Origin of the sequence: Jeotgalicoccus sp. FSL K6-3177 (assembly GCF_038050175.1) — a bacterium.
Lineage (GTDB): Bacteria > Bacillota > Bacilli > Staphylococcales > Salinicoccaceae > Jeotgalicoccus > Jeotgalicoccus nanhaiensis.
Window position 1 is genome coordinate 2,305,752 of sequence record NZ_JBBOSK010000001.1, and the last position, 17,222, is coordinate 2,322,973.

The 17,222-nt window shown below is 39.6% G+C and carries 17 protein-coding genes; 1 reads left to right on the forward strand and 16 read right to left on the reverse strand.

What is annotated here, in order from left to right; all coding sequences use genetic code 11:
• The 7 genes from MHH58_RS11810 to MHH58_RS11840 all read right to left on the reverse strand — a co-directional run bounded on the left by MHH58_RS11810 (window position 1) and on the right by MHH58_RS11840 (window position 7,761).
• Window positions 1-1,122, reverse strand: a complete 1,122-nt coding sequence (locus tag MHH58_RS11810; RefSeq protein ID WP_341345986.1) for a sensor histidine kinase — start codon at window positions 1,120-1,122, stop codon at window positions 1-3.
• Window positions 1,123-1,223: 101 nt separating this feature from the next.
• Window positions 1,224-2,252, reverse strand: coding sequence for a fatty acid desaturase (locus tag MHH58_RS11815; RefSeq protein WP_341345987.1), 1,029 nt, complete (start codon window positions 2,250-2,252; stop codon window positions 1,224-1,226).
• A 101-nt stretch (window positions 2,253-2,353) separates the two neighbouring features.
• Entirely contained in the window at window positions 2,354-3,172 is an 819-nt protein-coding gene (locus tag MHH58_RS11820) for an aspartate dehydrogenase (protein ID WP_341345988.1), read from the reverse strand.
• 63 nt (window positions 3,173-3,235) lie between these two features.
• On the reverse strand, window positions 3,236-4,456 hold the full coding sequence (locus MHH58_RS11825) for an Nramp family divalent metal transporter (protein WP_341345989.1): 1,221 nt from the start codon (window positions 4,454-4,456) through the stop codon (window positions 3,236-3,238).
• A gap of 22 nt (window positions 4,457-4,478) precedes the next feature.
• Window positions 4,479-5,420, reverse strand: a complete 942-nt coding sequence (locus tag MHH58_RS11830) for an agmatinase family protein (protein WP_341345990.1) — start codon at window positions 5,418-5,420, stop codon at window positions 4,479-4,481.
• Window positions 5,421-5,508: 88 nt separating this feature from the next.
• Window positions 5,509-6,348, reverse strand: a complete 840-nt coding sequence (locus MHH58_RS11835; RefSeq protein ID WP_341345991.1) for an NAD(P)H-hydrate dehydratase — start codon at window positions 6,346-6,348, stop codon at window positions 5,509-5,511.
• 135 nt (window positions 6,349-6,483) lie between these two features.
• A complete protein-coding gene (locus MHH58_RS11840; RefSeq protein WP_341345992.1) occupies window positions 6,484-7,761 on the reverse strand; it encodes an O-acetylhomoserine aminocarboxypropyltransferase/cysteine synthase family protein in 1,278 nt (425 codons plus the stop codon).
• A 161-nt stretch (window positions 7,762-7,922) separates the two neighbouring features.
• Between MHH58_RS11840 and MHH58_RS11845 the strand changes: the two genes are divergently transcribed.
• Window positions 7,923-8,720 (forward strand): carbon-nitrogen family hydrolase, encoded by a 798-nt coding sequence (locus tag MHH58_RS11845; RefSeq protein ID WP_135097163.1) that lies wholly within the window; start codon window positions 7,923-7,925, stop codon window positions 8,718-8,720.
• Here the strand turns inward: MHH58_RS11845 and MHH58_RS11850 are convergent.
• The 9 genes from MHH58_RS11850 to MHH58_RS11890 all read right to left on the reverse strand — a co-directional run bounded on the left by MHH58_RS11850 (window position 8,715) and on the right by MHH58_RS11890 (window position 17,217).
• Window positions 8,715-9,038: a hypothetical protein gene (locus MHH58_RS11850; RefSeq protein WP_135097166.1), complete on the reverse strand. Its 324-nt coding sequence runs from the start codon at window positions 9,036-9,038 to the stop codon at window positions 8,715-8,717. The genes MHH58_RS11845 and MHH58_RS11850 overlap by 6 nt on opposite strands.
• Window positions 9,032-9,226 (reverse strand): hypothetical protein, encoded by a 195-nt coding sequence (locus tag MHH58_RS11855; RefSeq protein WP_341345993.1) that lies wholly within the window; start codon window positions 9,224-9,226, stop codon window positions 9,032-9,034. Before MHH58_RS11855 ends, MHH58_RS11850 begins: the two co-directional genes overlap by 7 nt.
• A 232-nt stretch (window positions 9,227-9,458) precedes the next feature.
• Window positions 9,459-11,012 (reverse strand): hydantoinase/oxoprolinase N-terminal domain-containing protein, encoded by a 1,554-nt coding sequence (locus MHH58_RS11860; protein ID WP_135097168.1) that lies wholly within the window; start codon window positions 11,010-11,012, stop codon window positions 9,459-9,461.
• Between the two features lie 15 nt (window positions 11,013-11,027).
• A complete protein-coding gene (locus MHH58_RS11865; RefSeq protein ID WP_135097170.1) occupies window positions 11,028-12,095 on the reverse strand; it encodes a DUF917 domain-containing protein in 1,068 nt (355 codons plus the stop codon).
• Window positions 12,096-12,098: 3 nt separating this feature from the next.
• Window positions 12,099-13,175, reverse strand: a complete 1,077-nt coding sequence (locus tag MHH58_RS11870) for a DUF917 domain-containing protein (RefSeq protein ID WP_135097171.1) — start codon at window positions 13,173-13,175, stop codon at window positions 12,099-12,101.
• Between the two features lie 6 nt (window positions 13,176-13,181).
• Window positions 13,182-14,483 carry a purine-cytosine permease family protein gene (locus MHH58_RS11875; protein WP_135097173.1) on the reverse strand — a complete coding sequence of 434 codons (1,302 nt, stop codon included), beginning with the start codon at window positions 14,481-14,483 and terminating at the stop codon, window positions 13,182-13,184.
• Between the two features lies 1 nt (window position 14,484).
• A complete protein-coding gene (locus MHH58_RS11880; protein WP_167753363.1) occupies window positions 14,485-15,081 on the reverse strand; it encodes a TetR/AcrR family transcriptional regulator in 597 nt (198 codons plus the stop codon).
• A gap of 479 nt (window positions 15,082-15,560) precedes the next feature.
• Window positions 15,561-16,877: a purine-cytosine permease family protein gene (locus tag MHH58_RS11885; RefSeq protein WP_341345994.1), complete on the reverse strand. Its 1,317-nt coding sequence runs from the start codon at window positions 16,875-16,877 to the stop codon at window positions 15,561-15,563.
• 13 nt (window positions 16,878-16,890) lie between these two features.
• Window positions 16,891-17,217: a cupin domain-containing protein gene (locus MHH58_RS11890; protein WP_341345995.1), complete on the reverse strand. Its 327-nt coding sequence runs from the start codon at window positions 17,215-17,217 to the stop codon at window positions 16,891-16,893.
• Window positions 17,218-17,222: the final 5 nt, after the last annotated feature.

Here is a 17,222-nt window from a genome sequence, read left to right on the forward strand (position 1 = left end):
CTACCCCTCCTCTATTTGCCGCAATACTTTCGGCACTGTCATATTCACTTCAAAGCCGCTAATAGAGCTGTGAACATGCGATTCACCGTTAACAAACTGCAGTCGTTCTTTCATGCCCTGCAGGCCATTGCCGTAATTAAAACTGTCCGCACCCGTGCCGTTATCAGATACTTTTAAAAATATATCCCTGTCTGATTCTGTCATAATAATCATGCATTCTGTTGCATCGCTGTGCTTTAAAATATTGGTCACGGATTCTCTTAAACACATGCTCAGCACATTTTCTATCAGTATAGGAACATTGTCAAAATCCGTTTCTAAAATTTCCTGGTGTTTGACTCCTGCAGTATCCAAAATTATTTTTGTGTTTTTCAATTCTTCTGCAAAGCTGACATGTCTCATATCGCTGATCATTTCACGGACTTCTTTTAAAGCATGACGCGCAGTATTCTGTATATCCTGAAGCTCGGCCTTTGCCTCTTCTGGCCGGCTGTCAATCAACTTTCTCGATAAATCACTTTTCAACCCGATCATCGACAATCTTTGCCCGAGTGTATCGTGAAGATCACGGGCAATACGATGGCGTTCTTCTTTTATCGCGAGTTCCGCAATGCGCTGATTGGCATCTTCCAGCTGAGCTTCCAGTTCCTCCTGCTTGAGCCTGCTGCGTTTATTCAGCGGGATTAAAATGACTCCGAGAATCGTCATAATTAAAAAGGGCAGATGATTTAAAAATATCATGTAGTTAAAGAACGAAGCATAGACTATCGCCAGTACCGTAGTCACCAGCAACACGACGTACATCGTAATAAAACCTGCTTTTTTTCTAATGTTACCAATATAAATTGCGATAAATAAGGCAAAATATACATAACTGAATAATATCGTCATTATAATATTAATAATAATCTCGACACTGATTCCGATATAAATTAACGCGCCTTTTGATTTAAACGTCAGCCAATATACTGCAAAAAATATTAACGTTGTTACAATACCGGTAATTATTTCACTGAGCGATGTGGCACGAAAAATGAAATAAAAAGGCAGCACACAAAAGATAATCCAGATATAAAGACTCAGTCCCGTATTCGCCGGGAATATATGATACCAATCTTTCATTTTTCTCTGCTCCTCCGTTTTTCTGTTCAGCCCATTATATCAAACGACAGTCCGCACAGACGAAACATCCTCCTGTTTGTATAGGAGGATGGTGGTGATTCTTATTCTGCAGTGGGATTCTGGCTGGTTTTCCCTGCCAGACGTTCCCTCATATTTTTAAATGTGATGAAAGTATTATTCTCTTCATCGTACAGACGGAATTTTATCGATTCCAGACTTGTCTTCAAGGTAATTGTCGTCGCTTTGTGAAGCGGCGGTGTGTTTTCATGCGCCTCTTCAAGATGGTAGTTCGGCACGCGCGGTGCCAGGTGATGCACGTGATGGTAACCGATACTTCCCGTCATCCATTCGAGCCATGCAGGAAGTTTGTAGTAAGAACTGCCGTCTACCGCAGCTTTTACGAAGTCCCACTCGGATTCATTTTCAAAGTATGAATCTTCAAACTGATGCTGGACATAGAACAGCCAGATGCCTGCCATACCGGCAACGTATATAATCGGCAGCTGCACCATCAGTAAAACGTGCCAGCCTAAAGTGAAACCGATAATTAAGTAAATCGCAACGATAATCAATGTAAGGACATATGTATTAATACGTTCCTGGCGTTTCGCCGCTTTACGATTCACACGGTTGGCAATCAGAAAGAGGTACAATGGACCGAAACCGAACATTACAATCGGATTGCGGTATAGGCGGTATTGCAGTCTTTCCCACTTACTCGCTTCTTCGTATTCCTTCACCGTCATTACCCAGATATCACCGACACCGCGTTTATCCAAATTCCCGCTCGTCGCGTGATGAATTGCATGTTCTTTTTTCCATTTTTCATATGCAAAATGTGTAATAACTCCGGTTAAGTTCCCGAAAAAATTATTTAATTTCTTATTTTTAAAGAACGAACCGTGCGTGCAGTCGTGGAAAATAATAAATGAGCGAATCATGAATCCCGCTGCCAGTATTGAGAACGGCAGGCTCAGCCAAAATGATACGCTGAGTGACTGATACGCTAAAAACCATACTAAGAAGAATGGCAGTATCGTATTCAACAGCTGTATGACACTTGTTTTAGTTTGTGATTTTGCGTAAGGCATAACACTTTTTCTAAGAGCTGCCTGTTTTTCTTTAGTCATATACTTTCCTCTTTTCCATATCTATTCATATATAAGTATGAATGATGGTCATTTAAGGGTATAGACTAAACTGTCAGGACATTCACATGACATTTGTCATATCAGCAGCCGATTTTTACATTTTCATCCATTCTTTCCAGTGTTGCATACACGCTAAGCGCTGCCAGCGCACTTGTTTTCGGATTTTCAGGCAGCGGATTGTTGCTGACAGTCAGCTCTGCATCACCAAATCCGCCGGATATATTAATCGTATGCGTATTTTTATCTGCCTCAGGATCTGCTATCAAAACAACTTCAGTCTTATCAATACCTAAGCCCGCTAACGATAAAATAATCGATATATTCATGTTTTTCGGGAATTTATCGATTGCCTCCCGGGCTCTCCCTTTAAAGACCGTGGTTTCAGCGCTGACCGGTTCATCAACAAGCGATGATGCAGGTTTCCGGGTCGTTAAAGTAACTTTTTCCAGATTGCCGAGTGCTCTGGCATTTTGAACGAGATCAAGCCCGCCGATTCCGCCTGAAGGCAGGTGCAGGGTTTTACTGTTTTCAGCAGTTACTGTTTTCAGCAGTCCTTCATCCGCCAAGGCACCGATGCTGATCAGCATTGTGTCCTTTTCTTTAATGATGTCAGGAAGCAGGGTTTTAACCGTCTCAACATTGGCTGCTTCCACGATAAGATCTGTATCTGCAGCAAGAAATTTTTTCAGATCTGTAAAGAGTTCTACATTATACAGTTCTTCAAGGTGCTTATACTTATCGTAATTTCTTACAAAGACGCTTCTAATGTTTAAGTGTTCGTGAGTTTTTCCGTTAATATTTTTTAACAAATACTGTCCGATTGCTCCGGAACCGACCAAACCGATATTCATATAACTTTCTCCTCCTGTTAAAATTACCATTCCATTTATCTTAAGCATGATCGCTGATGAAAGCAATTTTATAAAAAAACAGCTCCGTATCAGGAGCCGTTTCTTAATTTTTTATCCGAAAAATGCTGTCACTGCATCAATCATGCTGTAAATTCCTAAAAATGACACTACTGCCACCACTGCAAATCCGATGACATTTAATACCGGGCCATTTTTATACTGTCCCATAAGCCCTTTTTTATTAATAATAATGTAAATTAAAATTGCAATAACAGGCAGAATAATACCGTTTAGCGCCTGGGCGATAAGAATCACTTCAAGCGGCTCAAAACCGATGGCCGATGTGACGACACCGATTAATATAACGGTACCGAACACCATTTTAAATTTCTTGCCTTTCATTCCGCCTTCCCATTTGAAGAAAGAACTGACTGTTGCAGCAGCCCCCATCGGTGATGCCAGTGCAGATGAGAATCCTGCTGCGAACAAACCTATACTGATAAAGACAGGCGCCCATGTTTCACCGAGAATCGGTACAAGAGGGCCTGCAAGTGCAACCACGTTATCTACTTCCTGTCCGTAAATTAAAGCACTGGCAGAAATTAAAATTGCACCTGAAATAAGACCGCCGATAGCGATTGAAATAATTGTGTCCCAGCGTGCCAGGTTCAAGTCTTTCATACCGTTAAATCTTTCATGCACCGCAGTCGCGTGCAGGAAAAAATTATACGGTACAACTGTCGTTCCAATTAATGCAATGACCATAATAATGGAACCATCGGGTATGGAAGGTAAAAATGCACCGCTGAACACTTCGCCCCAGTCCGGCTTTACCAGGAACATCGTTGTAATGAATGTTGCACCCATGATTACCATCAGACCGAGCATAATTTTTTCTATAATTTTGTAACTGCCCAGTAAGCCAATTGTCAGTATTATTATTCCGACTATCGGGGCAAGTATATTCGTTGGTATATTAAGCAGATATCCAAGACCGAGTGAGGTTCCGAGCAAGTCTCCGCTCATGTATGCCGCACAGCCTATAGCAACTGCCAGCATAGAAATCCAGACGACAAGAAATTTCCCCACTGTATGATTAAATAAATCATAAATAGCTTCCCCGAGACCGCGCCTCGTTACTAAAGCCAGACGGATAATCATTTCCTGCAGAACGATTGTTGCAATGACGGAGAATAAAACCGCCCATAAGATACTGTAGCCAAATCCAGCCCCGGCACGTGTCATTGTTGTCACTGTCCCCGGACCGATGAATGAAGCTGTGATGACCATACCGGGTCCCAGAGCTTTTAGTATTTCCTTAAATCTGTTCATCAAGATCCCATCCCTTGTTCAATCAGATTTTGCCTAAATATTTTAAGTGTCCGGCAAGCACATACAGTACTGCGTAGCTGACAAAATGTGCAGAATGCTGATTTGCATCCATCATCGGATACACTTCAACATAATCCATGCCAGCGAGACCATATTTACCGAATTCATGTATTAAAGTAAGTAATTCATAAGATGTTAAACCATTGCCGTCGACAGGGCCGCCTGGATTGTAGGCAAAATCCAGCACGTCACTGCAGATAGATAAATAGACAACATCCACATCCTCTGCTGCCATATCGTAAATTTCTTTAGCATAGGCACGTAAATCTTTTGCTTCCCTAATCTCGTTAATCGTAATCGTTACCGCACCGTTTTCTTTTGCGTAGCGACCTGTTTCAGGTTTGTTACGCGGACCGTGAATCCCCGTATGAATAATCGATTCGTTGCGCACACCTTCTGTTTCATACAAACGCATGAACGGAGTATTGCGGGCATACCGCTCTCCTTCATAATCAGGCATGTTATCGTAATGGGCATCTAAATGTATGATGCCCACTCTCTTACCGCTGTCAGCAAGAGACTTCAGGATTGGATATGTAACACCATGTTCTCCTCCGAAACCGACAAGGAACTTTCCTGTCTTCCATAACTCGGCTGAAAAATCTTCGATGTTTTGATAAGACTGTTCATTATCATGTGCGACAAAAGGCACGTCCCCCGCATCGCCGAACGATAAATGCTCGGTAACATCGACGTGATCGAGCTCCGGTAAGTAGCCGCTGTAGCGTGCTGAAGAAGAACGGATCTGTTTCGGTCCGAGTTCGACCCCTGTATAGTCACCCCAAGTACTTTCACCTTCAAAAGGTGCACCGTAAAAGATGACATCTGTATCATAAGAGCCCTTTTTCACAAGATTTTCGGCACCTAAAAAGCATGGAACATTCCCATAAATATTTTCCTTCATAAATATAAAACCCCTTTTTATTTATTCAAGATACAACTGCATTATATATTCTTTTGCTGCCAGAGCGCAATTTAATTTTTAGATAATTCTAATTTATCAGTCTTTCGAAAGATGAGCTCAATGCCTTTATTACTTTCGATGCAGTCACCGATTCAATTGCTTCATCATGCTCAATTAAATAATCAGCAGCATAGCCGTGCATATACACTGCACTGGAAACAGCCGGCTGAATATCATCGTAACGGCCGATGAAAGAGAGGATCATCCCGGTTAAAACATCTCCTGTACCGCCTTTTGCGAGACCTGCATTTCCCGTGTGATTCACCCACAATGTGCCGTCAGGTTCAGCAATAACCGTTTCCGGGCCTTTAAGCACGACGTAAATGCCGTAATCCATAGCCAATTTTTCCGCTGATTTATAACGATTACCGGTCACATATTCAATGTCTTCATTAATAATGCGGGCCATTTCACCGGCGTGAGGTGTGATAATAAGCGGTGCCGTCCGTTTTCTAATCATCACTTCATGGCTCCGCAGCTCATGTAATCCGTCAGCGTCAATCACCAGCGGTCCATCAAAATTAGTAATCAAATCTTCAATAATATCATCGGATAAACGTCCAAGACCCGGTCCTGCTGCAATTACATCCTTTCCTTCCATAAAGCCGTTTAAATCATCATCCCTGTGATAAAACGTCGCTTCCGGAACATGTCCCGCAACAATTGGAATTACTGTTCTTACAGTATTGACTGCTGTTAAACCCGCCCCGCTTTCTACTGCAGCACCGGCACAAAGAGCAGCAGCACCGGGCATCAGCTGACTGCCGGCAATAATACCGACTTTGCCGTGGTTACCTTTATGAGAATTCGGATCTCGTTTTGGCCAATGTTCGATAACAAGATTTTCCGACCAGCTGTTCACATTCATTTACTTTACCTCCAAAATATAGATTCACCCCTCCTTATACCCTGTTTTTTAAAAATAGATTATCTATTTTCATATTTACTTGCCTTTTAAATAATAAAAACCGCGAGATATCCTCTCACGGCTTCATTTTTTCACTTATACTTCTTTAAGACCCTGCTCTAAGTCACTGATAATATCATCAATATTTTCAGTTCCGATTGACAGACGTACCAGCTCCGGCAGCACTCCTGAAGCGATTTGTTCTTCTTCTGATAGCTGCTGGTGTGTGGTGCTTGCCGGGTGAATAACCAATGATTTTGAATCTCCAACGTTCGCAACTAAGGAGAACAGTCCAAGCCCGTCGACAAACTTCGCAATTTCTTCCACCGAACCGTCAATACCGAATGTCAGGATAGCACCTTGTCCTTTAGGCAGGTATTTTTTACCCAGTTCATGATATTTATTACTTTCAAGTCCCGGGTAATTGACCCATTTCACTTTAGGATGCTGTTCTAAATACTCCGCTACTTTCAGTGCGTTTTCCGAATGGCGTTCCATGCGGAGGTGTAATGTTTCCAGTCCTAAGAGGAACTGCTGAACATTAAACGGAGACACTGCAGAGCCTAAATCACGCAGCAGCTGAACACGTGCTTTTGTGATATATGCTGCAGGACCAATATCATTTACATAAGAAACACCGTGATAACTTTCATCCGGCTCAACAAGTCCCGGGAATTTACCGTTATCCCAATTGAAGTTGCCTCCGTCGACGATAACCCCGCCGATAGAAGTGCCGTGCCCGCCGATAAATTTAGTCGCTGAATGCACGATAATATCGGCACCGTGTTCAAACGGACGAAGTAAATAAGGCGTTGCAAAAGTACTGTCGACAATAAGCGGCAGATCATGACTGTGTGCAATTTCCGCTACCGCTTCGATATCTAAAACATCAATACGCGGGTTACCTATCGTTTCAGCAAAGACCGCACGTGTTTTATCATTAATCACTGCTTTAAAGTTTTCAGGATCTGACGGATCGACGAAATGAACTTTAATTCCCATCTTCTTAAACGTTACATTTAAAAGGTTATATGTACCGCCGTACAGATTGGCAGATGCAACAATCTCATAGCCAGTTTCTACGATATTTAAGAGTGATAAATGAATAGCCGCCTGTCCTGAAGACGTCGCTAATGCACCAATGCCGTCTTCCAGCGCCGCAATACGCTCTTCAAAAACGTTTTGTGTCGGGTTCATAATGCGTGTGTAAATATTTCCCGGCTTCGCTAAAGAAAATAAATCCTGTGCATGCTGAGTATCGTCGAACACATAACTTGTAGTCTGTGTAATCGGCACCGCGCGTGATTTTGAATCATCCACTGTTTGTCCTGCATGTATCGTTAAAGTTTCTAAATTCCACTTGTCATTAGTCATATTAATCCTCCATTTTATTGGTTGAATTTTCTGATATTAAATATAATTAAAATCATACTATCTCACTAGGTTTTTTGCAATAATGAAATACTTTTCTTTACAGAGAGTTCGGCTATGTATACTGTAGAGTTAAATTCCGGAACTGCTAAAGGAGAGATATTATGAGAATTAAAATCTTCCAGTTTCAAATCACTGATGGCAGCATAGAAAAAAACTTAAATAAAGTAAACAAGCTGTTTAACGAAACGGATTTAGACCATACCGATGTTGTCGTGCTCCCTGAAATGTGGACATCAGGCTATGATCTTGAGAATATCAGGGATTATGCAGCCAATAACCTCGAACCGGTGAAAACCTTCATTTCGAAATTAGCGGCTGATAATAATGTGACTATCGTTGCAGGCTCGATTCCAAATACTTACGGAGACAGCGGGGTCTATAATACAGCTTTTACGGTAAATAATAATGGAAAACTGATATATGAATATTCAAAAATGCATTTGGTGCCAATGTTAAATGAACCGGAATTTCTCGTCAGCGGAGACAAACCGGCAGAGGTATTTGAAATCAGCGGAGAAGAGTGCGGTCTGGTAATTTGCTATGATTTAAGATTCCCTGAATTATTCAGAGACCTATCTCTGTCAGGCGCAAAAATAATTTTCGTCGTTGCAGAATGGCCAATAGAACGTACAGAACATTGGGTAACACTGCTGAAAGCAAGAGCCATTGAAAATCAATGCTACATCGTTGCCAGCAATACTGTCGGCACACAGAACAACGGTGCTGAATTCGCAGGACGGTCAATGATTATTAATCCTTTTGGCGAGATTCTTGCTGAAGCGGATACAGATACGGAAGAAGTCGTGACAGCAGAACTGGATTTAAATTATATAGATCAGGTGCGTGCTGATATTCCGATTTTTAAAAGCAGACGCAAAGAACTGTATAAGAATTTATAAAAAAGCTGTCTCCTTGTCTTCAGCACAAGGAGATAAGCTTTTTAAGTTATTTCTCTTAAATATCTCATCTCTCAGCAATTCAAATGTGTCGTATCCTTCTTTACCTAAAAAGTGACCCTCATGATTAACTTCAATAAATTTATCATTCAGTTCTTCGGATAATTCTTTCGATAGACTGCTGTCTACCCTGTCATCCTTTTTAGCAGCTCCAGAAATAATATGTTCTGCCAGGATATTTTTCTTATTAAAATATGCCTCCTCTATAAATTGATCAAGTTCCGGCAATGCTGCAGTTCTGTTTTTAAATCCTGCTACCAAAAATAATCCGTATTTATTTTTGGTAAATGATCCAAAATGGTAAGCACACCTAAACTATGCCCGATAAAAATTGCGCCGCTGTCTAATACTGGTGAAATTAATTCAATTTTACCTCTCCATTTCTTCAGCTCAGGTTCGCTTGAACCCGGTAAAGCAAAGACTTCGGTGTCATAATTATATTTTTTCAATTCCCGGGCAAGTCATGGGAACCAGTGCGATTCAGGCGTTGCTGCATAACCGTGTATAATGTATGCTTTTTTCAAGTTGAACACCTTTTCTCTATTTATATTTCTTTTCTAAAACACCATCTGCACCAGAATCATATAAAATATAGTACCCCCGGCTATCGGCAGCAGACGTAAATTTATAAAAATATAAATCCTTGGATAACCGTATATTATCCAAGGATTCAATCTATACCTATTTTCTAAGAGGTCCTGCCGCTTTAACTTTAATTCTAGTCGCATTGCCTGGCAAATATGCTAGTGGAACATCTTCAAAACTGATGATTTCAGTTTTATCTTTATCCGCTCCTGCTTCGACTGCTTCATTGATTGCTATTTTTTTAATCTCTGCCAAAGTATTTTCCCGTTCTCCCGGATCTATATTGTAGATTTTCTCAACTTCGCCGCTTATATCCGAAATCGCTGATCCAATGGCGTTAGCTACTCCTCCATTGCCAGGATTAACTACTTCGCTTGCACCTTCAATATCTCCCTGGATTAAAGCACTACCGCCGCCAACGAGTATCACTGGCACATCTGCTGCGCTTGTTTTCATTCTTTCAATAGAACGCTCTATCATTTTTAAAATTTCTTCATAAATCTCATCTACCAACCTGGTATTTAGATCTTCTACCAATGTTCTATCTCCAAGGTCTAAAACACCTTTAGCTACAGCAATATCTGTAACGGTCAGGACATCACCCCCGAATATTTTCGCTTCAGCCGGCAGTCTGTACCCGACACTGTCAGGACCAATTTGGAAATCATTATTTTTTATTTGCACAATAGTTCCGCCGCCGAGTCCGAGAGAGTAGATATCAGGCATTCTAAAGTTTGTCTGTACGCCGCCGAGTTCTACAGACAATGATGATTCTCGTGGGAAACCATTATTCAGCACGCCGATATCGGTAGTAGTTCCGCCGATGTCAACTATAATTGCATTATTAAAATCGGATAAGAAACTTGCACCTCTTAAGCTATTGGTTGGACCGCAGGCTACTGTGAGAATTGGATATTTCAATGTATATTCTTTCGACATCAATGTACCGTCATTTTGACAGAAGTACACATTAGCATTTATACCATTTTGTTCTAAGGCTTTTTCAAAGCCAATGATTGTTTTTCTGGCAACATCAATAATAGAAGCGTTCAGTACTGTCGCATTTTCTCTTTCCAGCAATCCAATACTTCCAATTTCTGAAGACAATGAGAATGCAACTTCTTCATCCCAGATTTCCTCGATAATTTCTTTTGTTCTTATTTCGTGTTCGTTGTTTACAGGAGAAAAGATAGACGTAATCGCTATCGAGGATACTTTGCCTTTAAGCTCTTTCGCAATTTCACGAATTTTTTCTTCATCAAGTTCAGCAATTAATTCACCATTGAACTCATGTCCTCCTCTAACCTGAAAAGTATTCTCCCCAATTACACTGAGCAAATCGTCAGGCATACTGTAAAGCGGTTCAACCGCAGTTCCTGCTGGGGCTCCCGTTCGTATAACACCCACACTATTTAAACCTTTACGCGTGACTATTGCATTTGTGCACTGCGTCGTTCCGAGCATGGCATGAGTAATTTCTGATTTGTCAAAATCTATATCATCCAATAACATTTCAATTACATTTTTGATGCCTGATTCAATATCATCAGTTGTTGGAGATTTAAAAGATGAAATAACATTCATCTGCTCATCCAGTATTGCTCCATCTGTATTCGTACCGCCCACATCAATTCCCAATTTATATGCCATATCAAAATCTCCTTATTATTTATTTAGTTCTTCGATTGTTTTATATTCATAATCATAACCAAAGTATTTTGGCCCCACCGTTTCAATGCCCCTATCAGTTCTCCATTTCTCATCAGCAGGCATTCCTAAAATAACCACCCTCATGCCGAACTTTAGTCCTTCGGTAGTAATAGGCATTCCTGTTTCAGCGTCTAGCACTGTAATTAAATCTGGTGTTATGCACTTAGGCTGACCATCGACTAAACACATTAAGTTCTCATTTTGAAATTCCAGGCTTGCCGTACTGTCTTTGTCTTGATTAATGCCATTAAATTTTGCACTTCCTCTTACAAACCCTCCATCGGTTTTTCTTTCGATATCTGTAATTTTTCCATTGAATAAAATATAGCCTTTAAGCTTAGTTTTAAGATCTTCAATCGGATTTTTGGAATTAAGGATAATATCTCCAAGTTCCTCTTCCAAAGTCAGTGAGTTTAATATTGAGGACTCTTTTGTTTGCTTGCCGGTCATAGGATAAATAGCATTTAAAAGGGAGCCTCCCATAGTCATAGTTGCACTGCGTGCTATTTTTTCCGTCCACATGCCATTTACAGCATTAAGAACGATTGAATTTTTCTTTTCATCTGCCAACACCATAGGGGATGCGTTTATATCATCAAGATAGAAGGTCACCATCTGCAGCTCAGGAAAAGCCCGTCCCATTCCGTCCGCATCGACTACCGGCAACCCTGTTTGGGCAGCAAGAGCCAGAGGCAAAAGTGAGTTTACACCGCCAGCTTCAATCGGCATCGTTGCAGTAATTTTTTTGCCCAGATAGTCTTCCAGAGCACTGAATGCCGCCAGCGATTCTTCTCCGCTAGGCACTTTCTCAACCATTACTGTCGGTGCTCCCATCATAGCTGAAGGTACCACCAAATCATCGTCGTCTAATTCTGCTGCTGAAATCAGTTTTACAGGACCATGCTTTTCTATTGCCTGTAAAGCCATAAGTTTTCCTATATATGGATCTCCGCCGCCGCCTGTTCCAAGGAGGGCAGCACCTATTGCCATTTTTTCTATTTCTTCTTTACCTATCAATCTCATAAATTACACCCTATCTCTAATTAATTTTTCTACAGGTACATACTCGTAGTCATAACCAAAATATTTCGGTCCAACAGTACGAATACCTTTCTCGGTTCTCCACCGGTTATCTGCTTTACTCGCAATAACACTGCATCTCATTCCATATTTTAAACCTTCTGTTGTCAACGGATTAGCCGTCTCTTTATCTATCAAGGTAATCAAATCAGGCGTTGTACACATGACCTGATTATCAACAAGACAAATCAAATTCTCATTTTGAAACTCAATAGTACAAACTTTATTTTTGTCGGATTCAATTCCTTCGATTTTTGCTGTCCCTCTTACAAATCCACCACTAGTCTTTCGGTCAACATCTGTAATTTTGCCATTGAACAGCTGAAACATCTCATAATCATTTACCAGCTCATCGACAGCTGTTTTAGATGTCCTGATAATTCTTCCGATTTTTTTCGCTAATGAAATTGTATTTGGAACTGCATTTTTATTTAAATCAGATTTATCGAGAAGGTAAACACCATTAATTAATGATCCGCCCATCGTGTCCACTAATGCTCTTGAGATTTTTTCTGTTGCTTCGCTATCTTTGGTTTTTATAATGAACGAATTGCCTTTTTCATCTGCAAATACAGAAGGCGTGTTAGGTATACCGGCAATTGAAAATGTATCCATCTGCATTTCGGGAAATGCTCTTCCCATGCCATCTGCATCAATAATCGGTATGCCTTTCATCGCTGCCAGAACAAAGGGTATCATAGAGTTTACTCCGCCTATTTCCGCTGGCAGAATAGCTTCAATATTACTGCCGTAATATTTTTGATATTCTTCGTATGCCTTTTCTAAACTTTCAAAGTTTGGTAACTTTTCAACGCCTACAGTAGGAGCGCCGACCATGCAAAATGTGGCAGCTTTTTGTTTGTCTTTCAACTCATCTATATTGATCAGCTTTACATCCCCATATTTCTCAATGGCGGATAAGGCCATTAGTTTCCCTATAAAAGGGTCTCCGCCCCCGCCAGTACCTAAGAGAGCAGCCCCCAGAGCGATATCTTCAATATCATTTTGGGTAATTGTTTTCATTGCTATCTATCCTCTCTTATCCAAGTTGAATTTACTGATTATCAGTTGCAAAATAAAAGCTGCCAAGAAAGCATCGATTGCAGGTGCATTAGTAATTGTCAGTATTCCCAGACCAAGCGGAGGTGCAGAAGTTAGAAATGCTGTAAATATAGCTATAGCCCAAACTAAAATACTCATGATGTTTAGACTTCTGATTGATTCCATCCTGGAAAAATCATAGCGGTGACTTCTTAATAAGAAGTCCGCAACATAAATCCCACCCACCGGCGGAATCATAATACTGAGTATGTTGAGGAAAGTTATAAAGTTATCATAAATACCGAGCACTGCGAACGTAGTACCAATAATTCCTGCACAAATTGTAATAATGTATTTAGGCACTGCTTTAAAAACTACAGAGAACCCAAGAGCAGATGAGTATAAGTTTGTATTATTGGTCGTCCACTGCGCTAAAATTAACACAAGCATCGCTCCGCTCCCCCAGCCGATACCAATCATGATTGCTACGACATCTACTTCACTCGTTGCCTTCGCTAATAATACTGCTAATACGAGTACAACGGCGTAGCCTAAAAAATAACTCAGAAAGGAAGCAATTACTGTATCTTTATTTGATTTTGAATACCTTGAAAAATCCGGGGCAATGATTACACCAATGGCAAGAGAGCCGATTAAAAGTGAGATTCCTCCACCTATACTAATTGGATCCATTGATAAAGCCGCATTGTTCAATTCATTAAAATTAAATTCTCTGAGAACTATAAAGGCTGACCCAATCAATAAAATTCCTAATAATGGTGTTGCGACAACACTAAGTTTTTCCAGACCTTTATAGCCAATCATGGAAGTGATAGTCATCAAAGCGCCGCCTAAAATCATCAGCCATTTTCTTCCTATCTCAATTCCGAAGACGTCGTATATGACGTTATATAAACTAGACCCGAATAGATCCAGCTGCACACCGAACCAGCCGAACAGCGATATTGCGATTACAATTGAGACAATAAATGAGCCATATCTTCCGAGAGCAAATGTCGATATCATTGCAGTTGACAGGCCTGTTTTGTTACCGACAATACCGCAAAAGGCATTAAAAACAGCTAATAAAAAACAGCCTATTCCTGCGGTAAATATCGCTTGATTTAAACTCATTCCACTACCTAAAGCCCCGCCAAGAGCTGTGGCTGATAAGGCTATAATCCCTGCAATCCACACCATCGTTAAATAAAACCAGTTTTTACGTTCTTCCTGTGGTACAGGTTTTATCTCATAATCTTCTATTAATTTCTTTTGATCAACTTGTTCCATATTATTCCTCCCGATTTATCAAAACAGCGTTATAAGCATAGTACATTAGTGATTTCGCATTAATTACTTCACTTTTCATTTCTTCATATGAGTATAAATTTGTAGCCCAAAAAACACCGTTACCAATTAATAAGAAATAATCTAAAACTTGTTTTAATTCCGTTCCATCTTCCGATACATATAAAGTATTTAATTCATTCATTAAGTTTTCATATAACCATGAATTATATCGCTCCAGGTAACTTACAACCTCAGTCTTTATAGTTTCATCGCTGCTCTCCAGAAGCTCCAGATATACTTTTCTTTCAGATGAGTTCTCAAAATGATGTTCAGCAATTCTTTCCAGCATCACCTGCATTATTTCTAAAGGACTTAGATTATTACTGCTTTCATAAGCATCCACCATTGCTGAAAAGTGATTTTGCAGAACTTTGTCCAGCACACTCAGCATCAGTGCTTGTTTATTATTAAAAAAATAATATATGGAAGCAGTTTTTATCTCACTGTCATCTGCTATCTTTTTCATAGTCGCCCCATCATAACCATATGAAGCGATATTCTTTATTGCCGCGTTGACAATTCGCTGCTTTGTATTCAATACTTTCACCACCTAACGATTAATAGGTAGATTACCACGAATATTCTGACTTGTAAATATAATCTGATAATTAAAAATAATAAATTAAAAAAATGCTTATAAAAATAAGCATCTTGTCATTAAGCATTCATTTAAAACACCATATGCACCAGAATCATATAAAAAATAGTACCCCCGGCTATCGACAGCAGCATATTTTCAGTTGCAAATTACTGACAGCGAAACAGAAAGGTTCCAATTAAAGTGGATAAGCTAATTACTTCGGTAGATTTAAATCACACAAATCTTGTCGAATTTCCTGAAACTTGGAGTTCAAGTTATGATTTTGAAAACATCAGACAGGTTAATGATTATTAATACTTTTGATTTGGTTCTTGCTGAATCGAATAAACGTACAAACAAGGTTCTGACAACAAACGGAAAAAGTTTAAAATAATAAAAGAATCGTAATCCGAGACACTCGGATTACGATTCTTTTATTATTTATTTTTCCACTTTTCAGGAGTAAACTCATCTGGTTTTATTTTACCTTTAATAAACATCATTAAATAATATGAAATTAGAGAGGCGAATAATGATTGTACAGCAGGTAGGCCAACTGGATTCACATATTGAGTATAATAACCAACTGCAATACCAATAATAACAGCTACTGTTGCAATATAATTCCATTTCTTAATGTTTTGCCATCCCTGTGATCTTAAGAAAAAGAAATCAGCAAATAGTATTCCTGCGATTGCTGGATATACAAGGGCAGTCAAATATAAAAAGTCTTCAAAATACTCAAGAATCCCCATAAGTGCTACACCAATTGCAATCAAGGTTCCCAGTAAAGTTAAAATCATACGTCCAATATTACTATTAACATTTAATAAATTTGAAAATGCTAATCCCATACTATAGTTGTTTACTAATTGAGATGTCCAAGTAGCTAGCCATAAAATTAAGAATCCCCAAATTGGAAATCCGAGATTGAGCATCACTGTTACAATATCAGCTTCACCAACACCAACAGACATGACTGCACCAACCATGAATAACGGAACACCCACACTGATTATTCCAAGTGGTATTAAAATGTTATCTTTCCAGCGCGGTTTAGCATATCTGGTGTAGTCCGCTGCAATAACCCATTGAGAAACATTCGCTCCGATAATCAGACTGATAGCTGCTAGTATCGTCATTTCACCTGACGGATTCCAGGATAGAATCTCTGTCCATCCTGTATTTTTCAAAGCAAAATATATTCCACCTACTACCAATAATAATCCTGCTGGTACTGCCAGGTAATCAGTCCATTTCATCGAGTTATATCCAATAATAGAAGGTATTGCAAATAATAATCCGGATACCACTGTTATAAGAGCCCACTTCCCCCATTCTTCTTCATAGTTAATTCCAAACATTGCTGCAATAGCATTTGCAGTTACTGCAGTTTGTAAAGCCCACCAGCCTAGAGAAGCTAAAAAAATTGTGCCCCCGGCAATTATCCTGGCTTGAAAATCTCCAAAACTATTTTTTGCCACTACAGAAGAAGGTCTACCAGTTTTAGCCCCTATATATCCATTCAAAGTGTTTCCAATCCATTGGATTAACACCATTGCTATCATAACTATCCAAAATATTTCAGTTATTCCGAATGCTCCTGCAAGCGTTGCACCCACCATTAAAACTGGAATTGTAAACTCCAAACCGCCAAATATTACAGCTGGAGTTAACCATCTCTCTCTCCGTCCTAAGGGTACACTTTCTAATGGATTATCATTTCCCATACCACTGGCTTCTTTTTTAGACATCTCAACACTCCTTCTAAATTAATAAACTTATGATTCTACAAGTTTCATTATTACGATTATACGACTGATGAGGTGTCCCTTTTTTTATTAATGTGTAATCTCCTGGACCCACTGTATATACCTTTCCATCAATAATTGATTCTATCTCTCCTTCTATTACAAGTGAAAATTCATCAAAATCATGACTTGTCCAACCATTTTCTGGTAGTTTAGTGTTACCTGAAATTTCCACATAATTAAAAGTTCCATTTATTCCTTTTTCTTGTAACACATCTTCAAACATAGAGTGCATAAACAACGAACTTTTATTGTCATTTACTGCTAATTTTCTAATTTTCATATCTA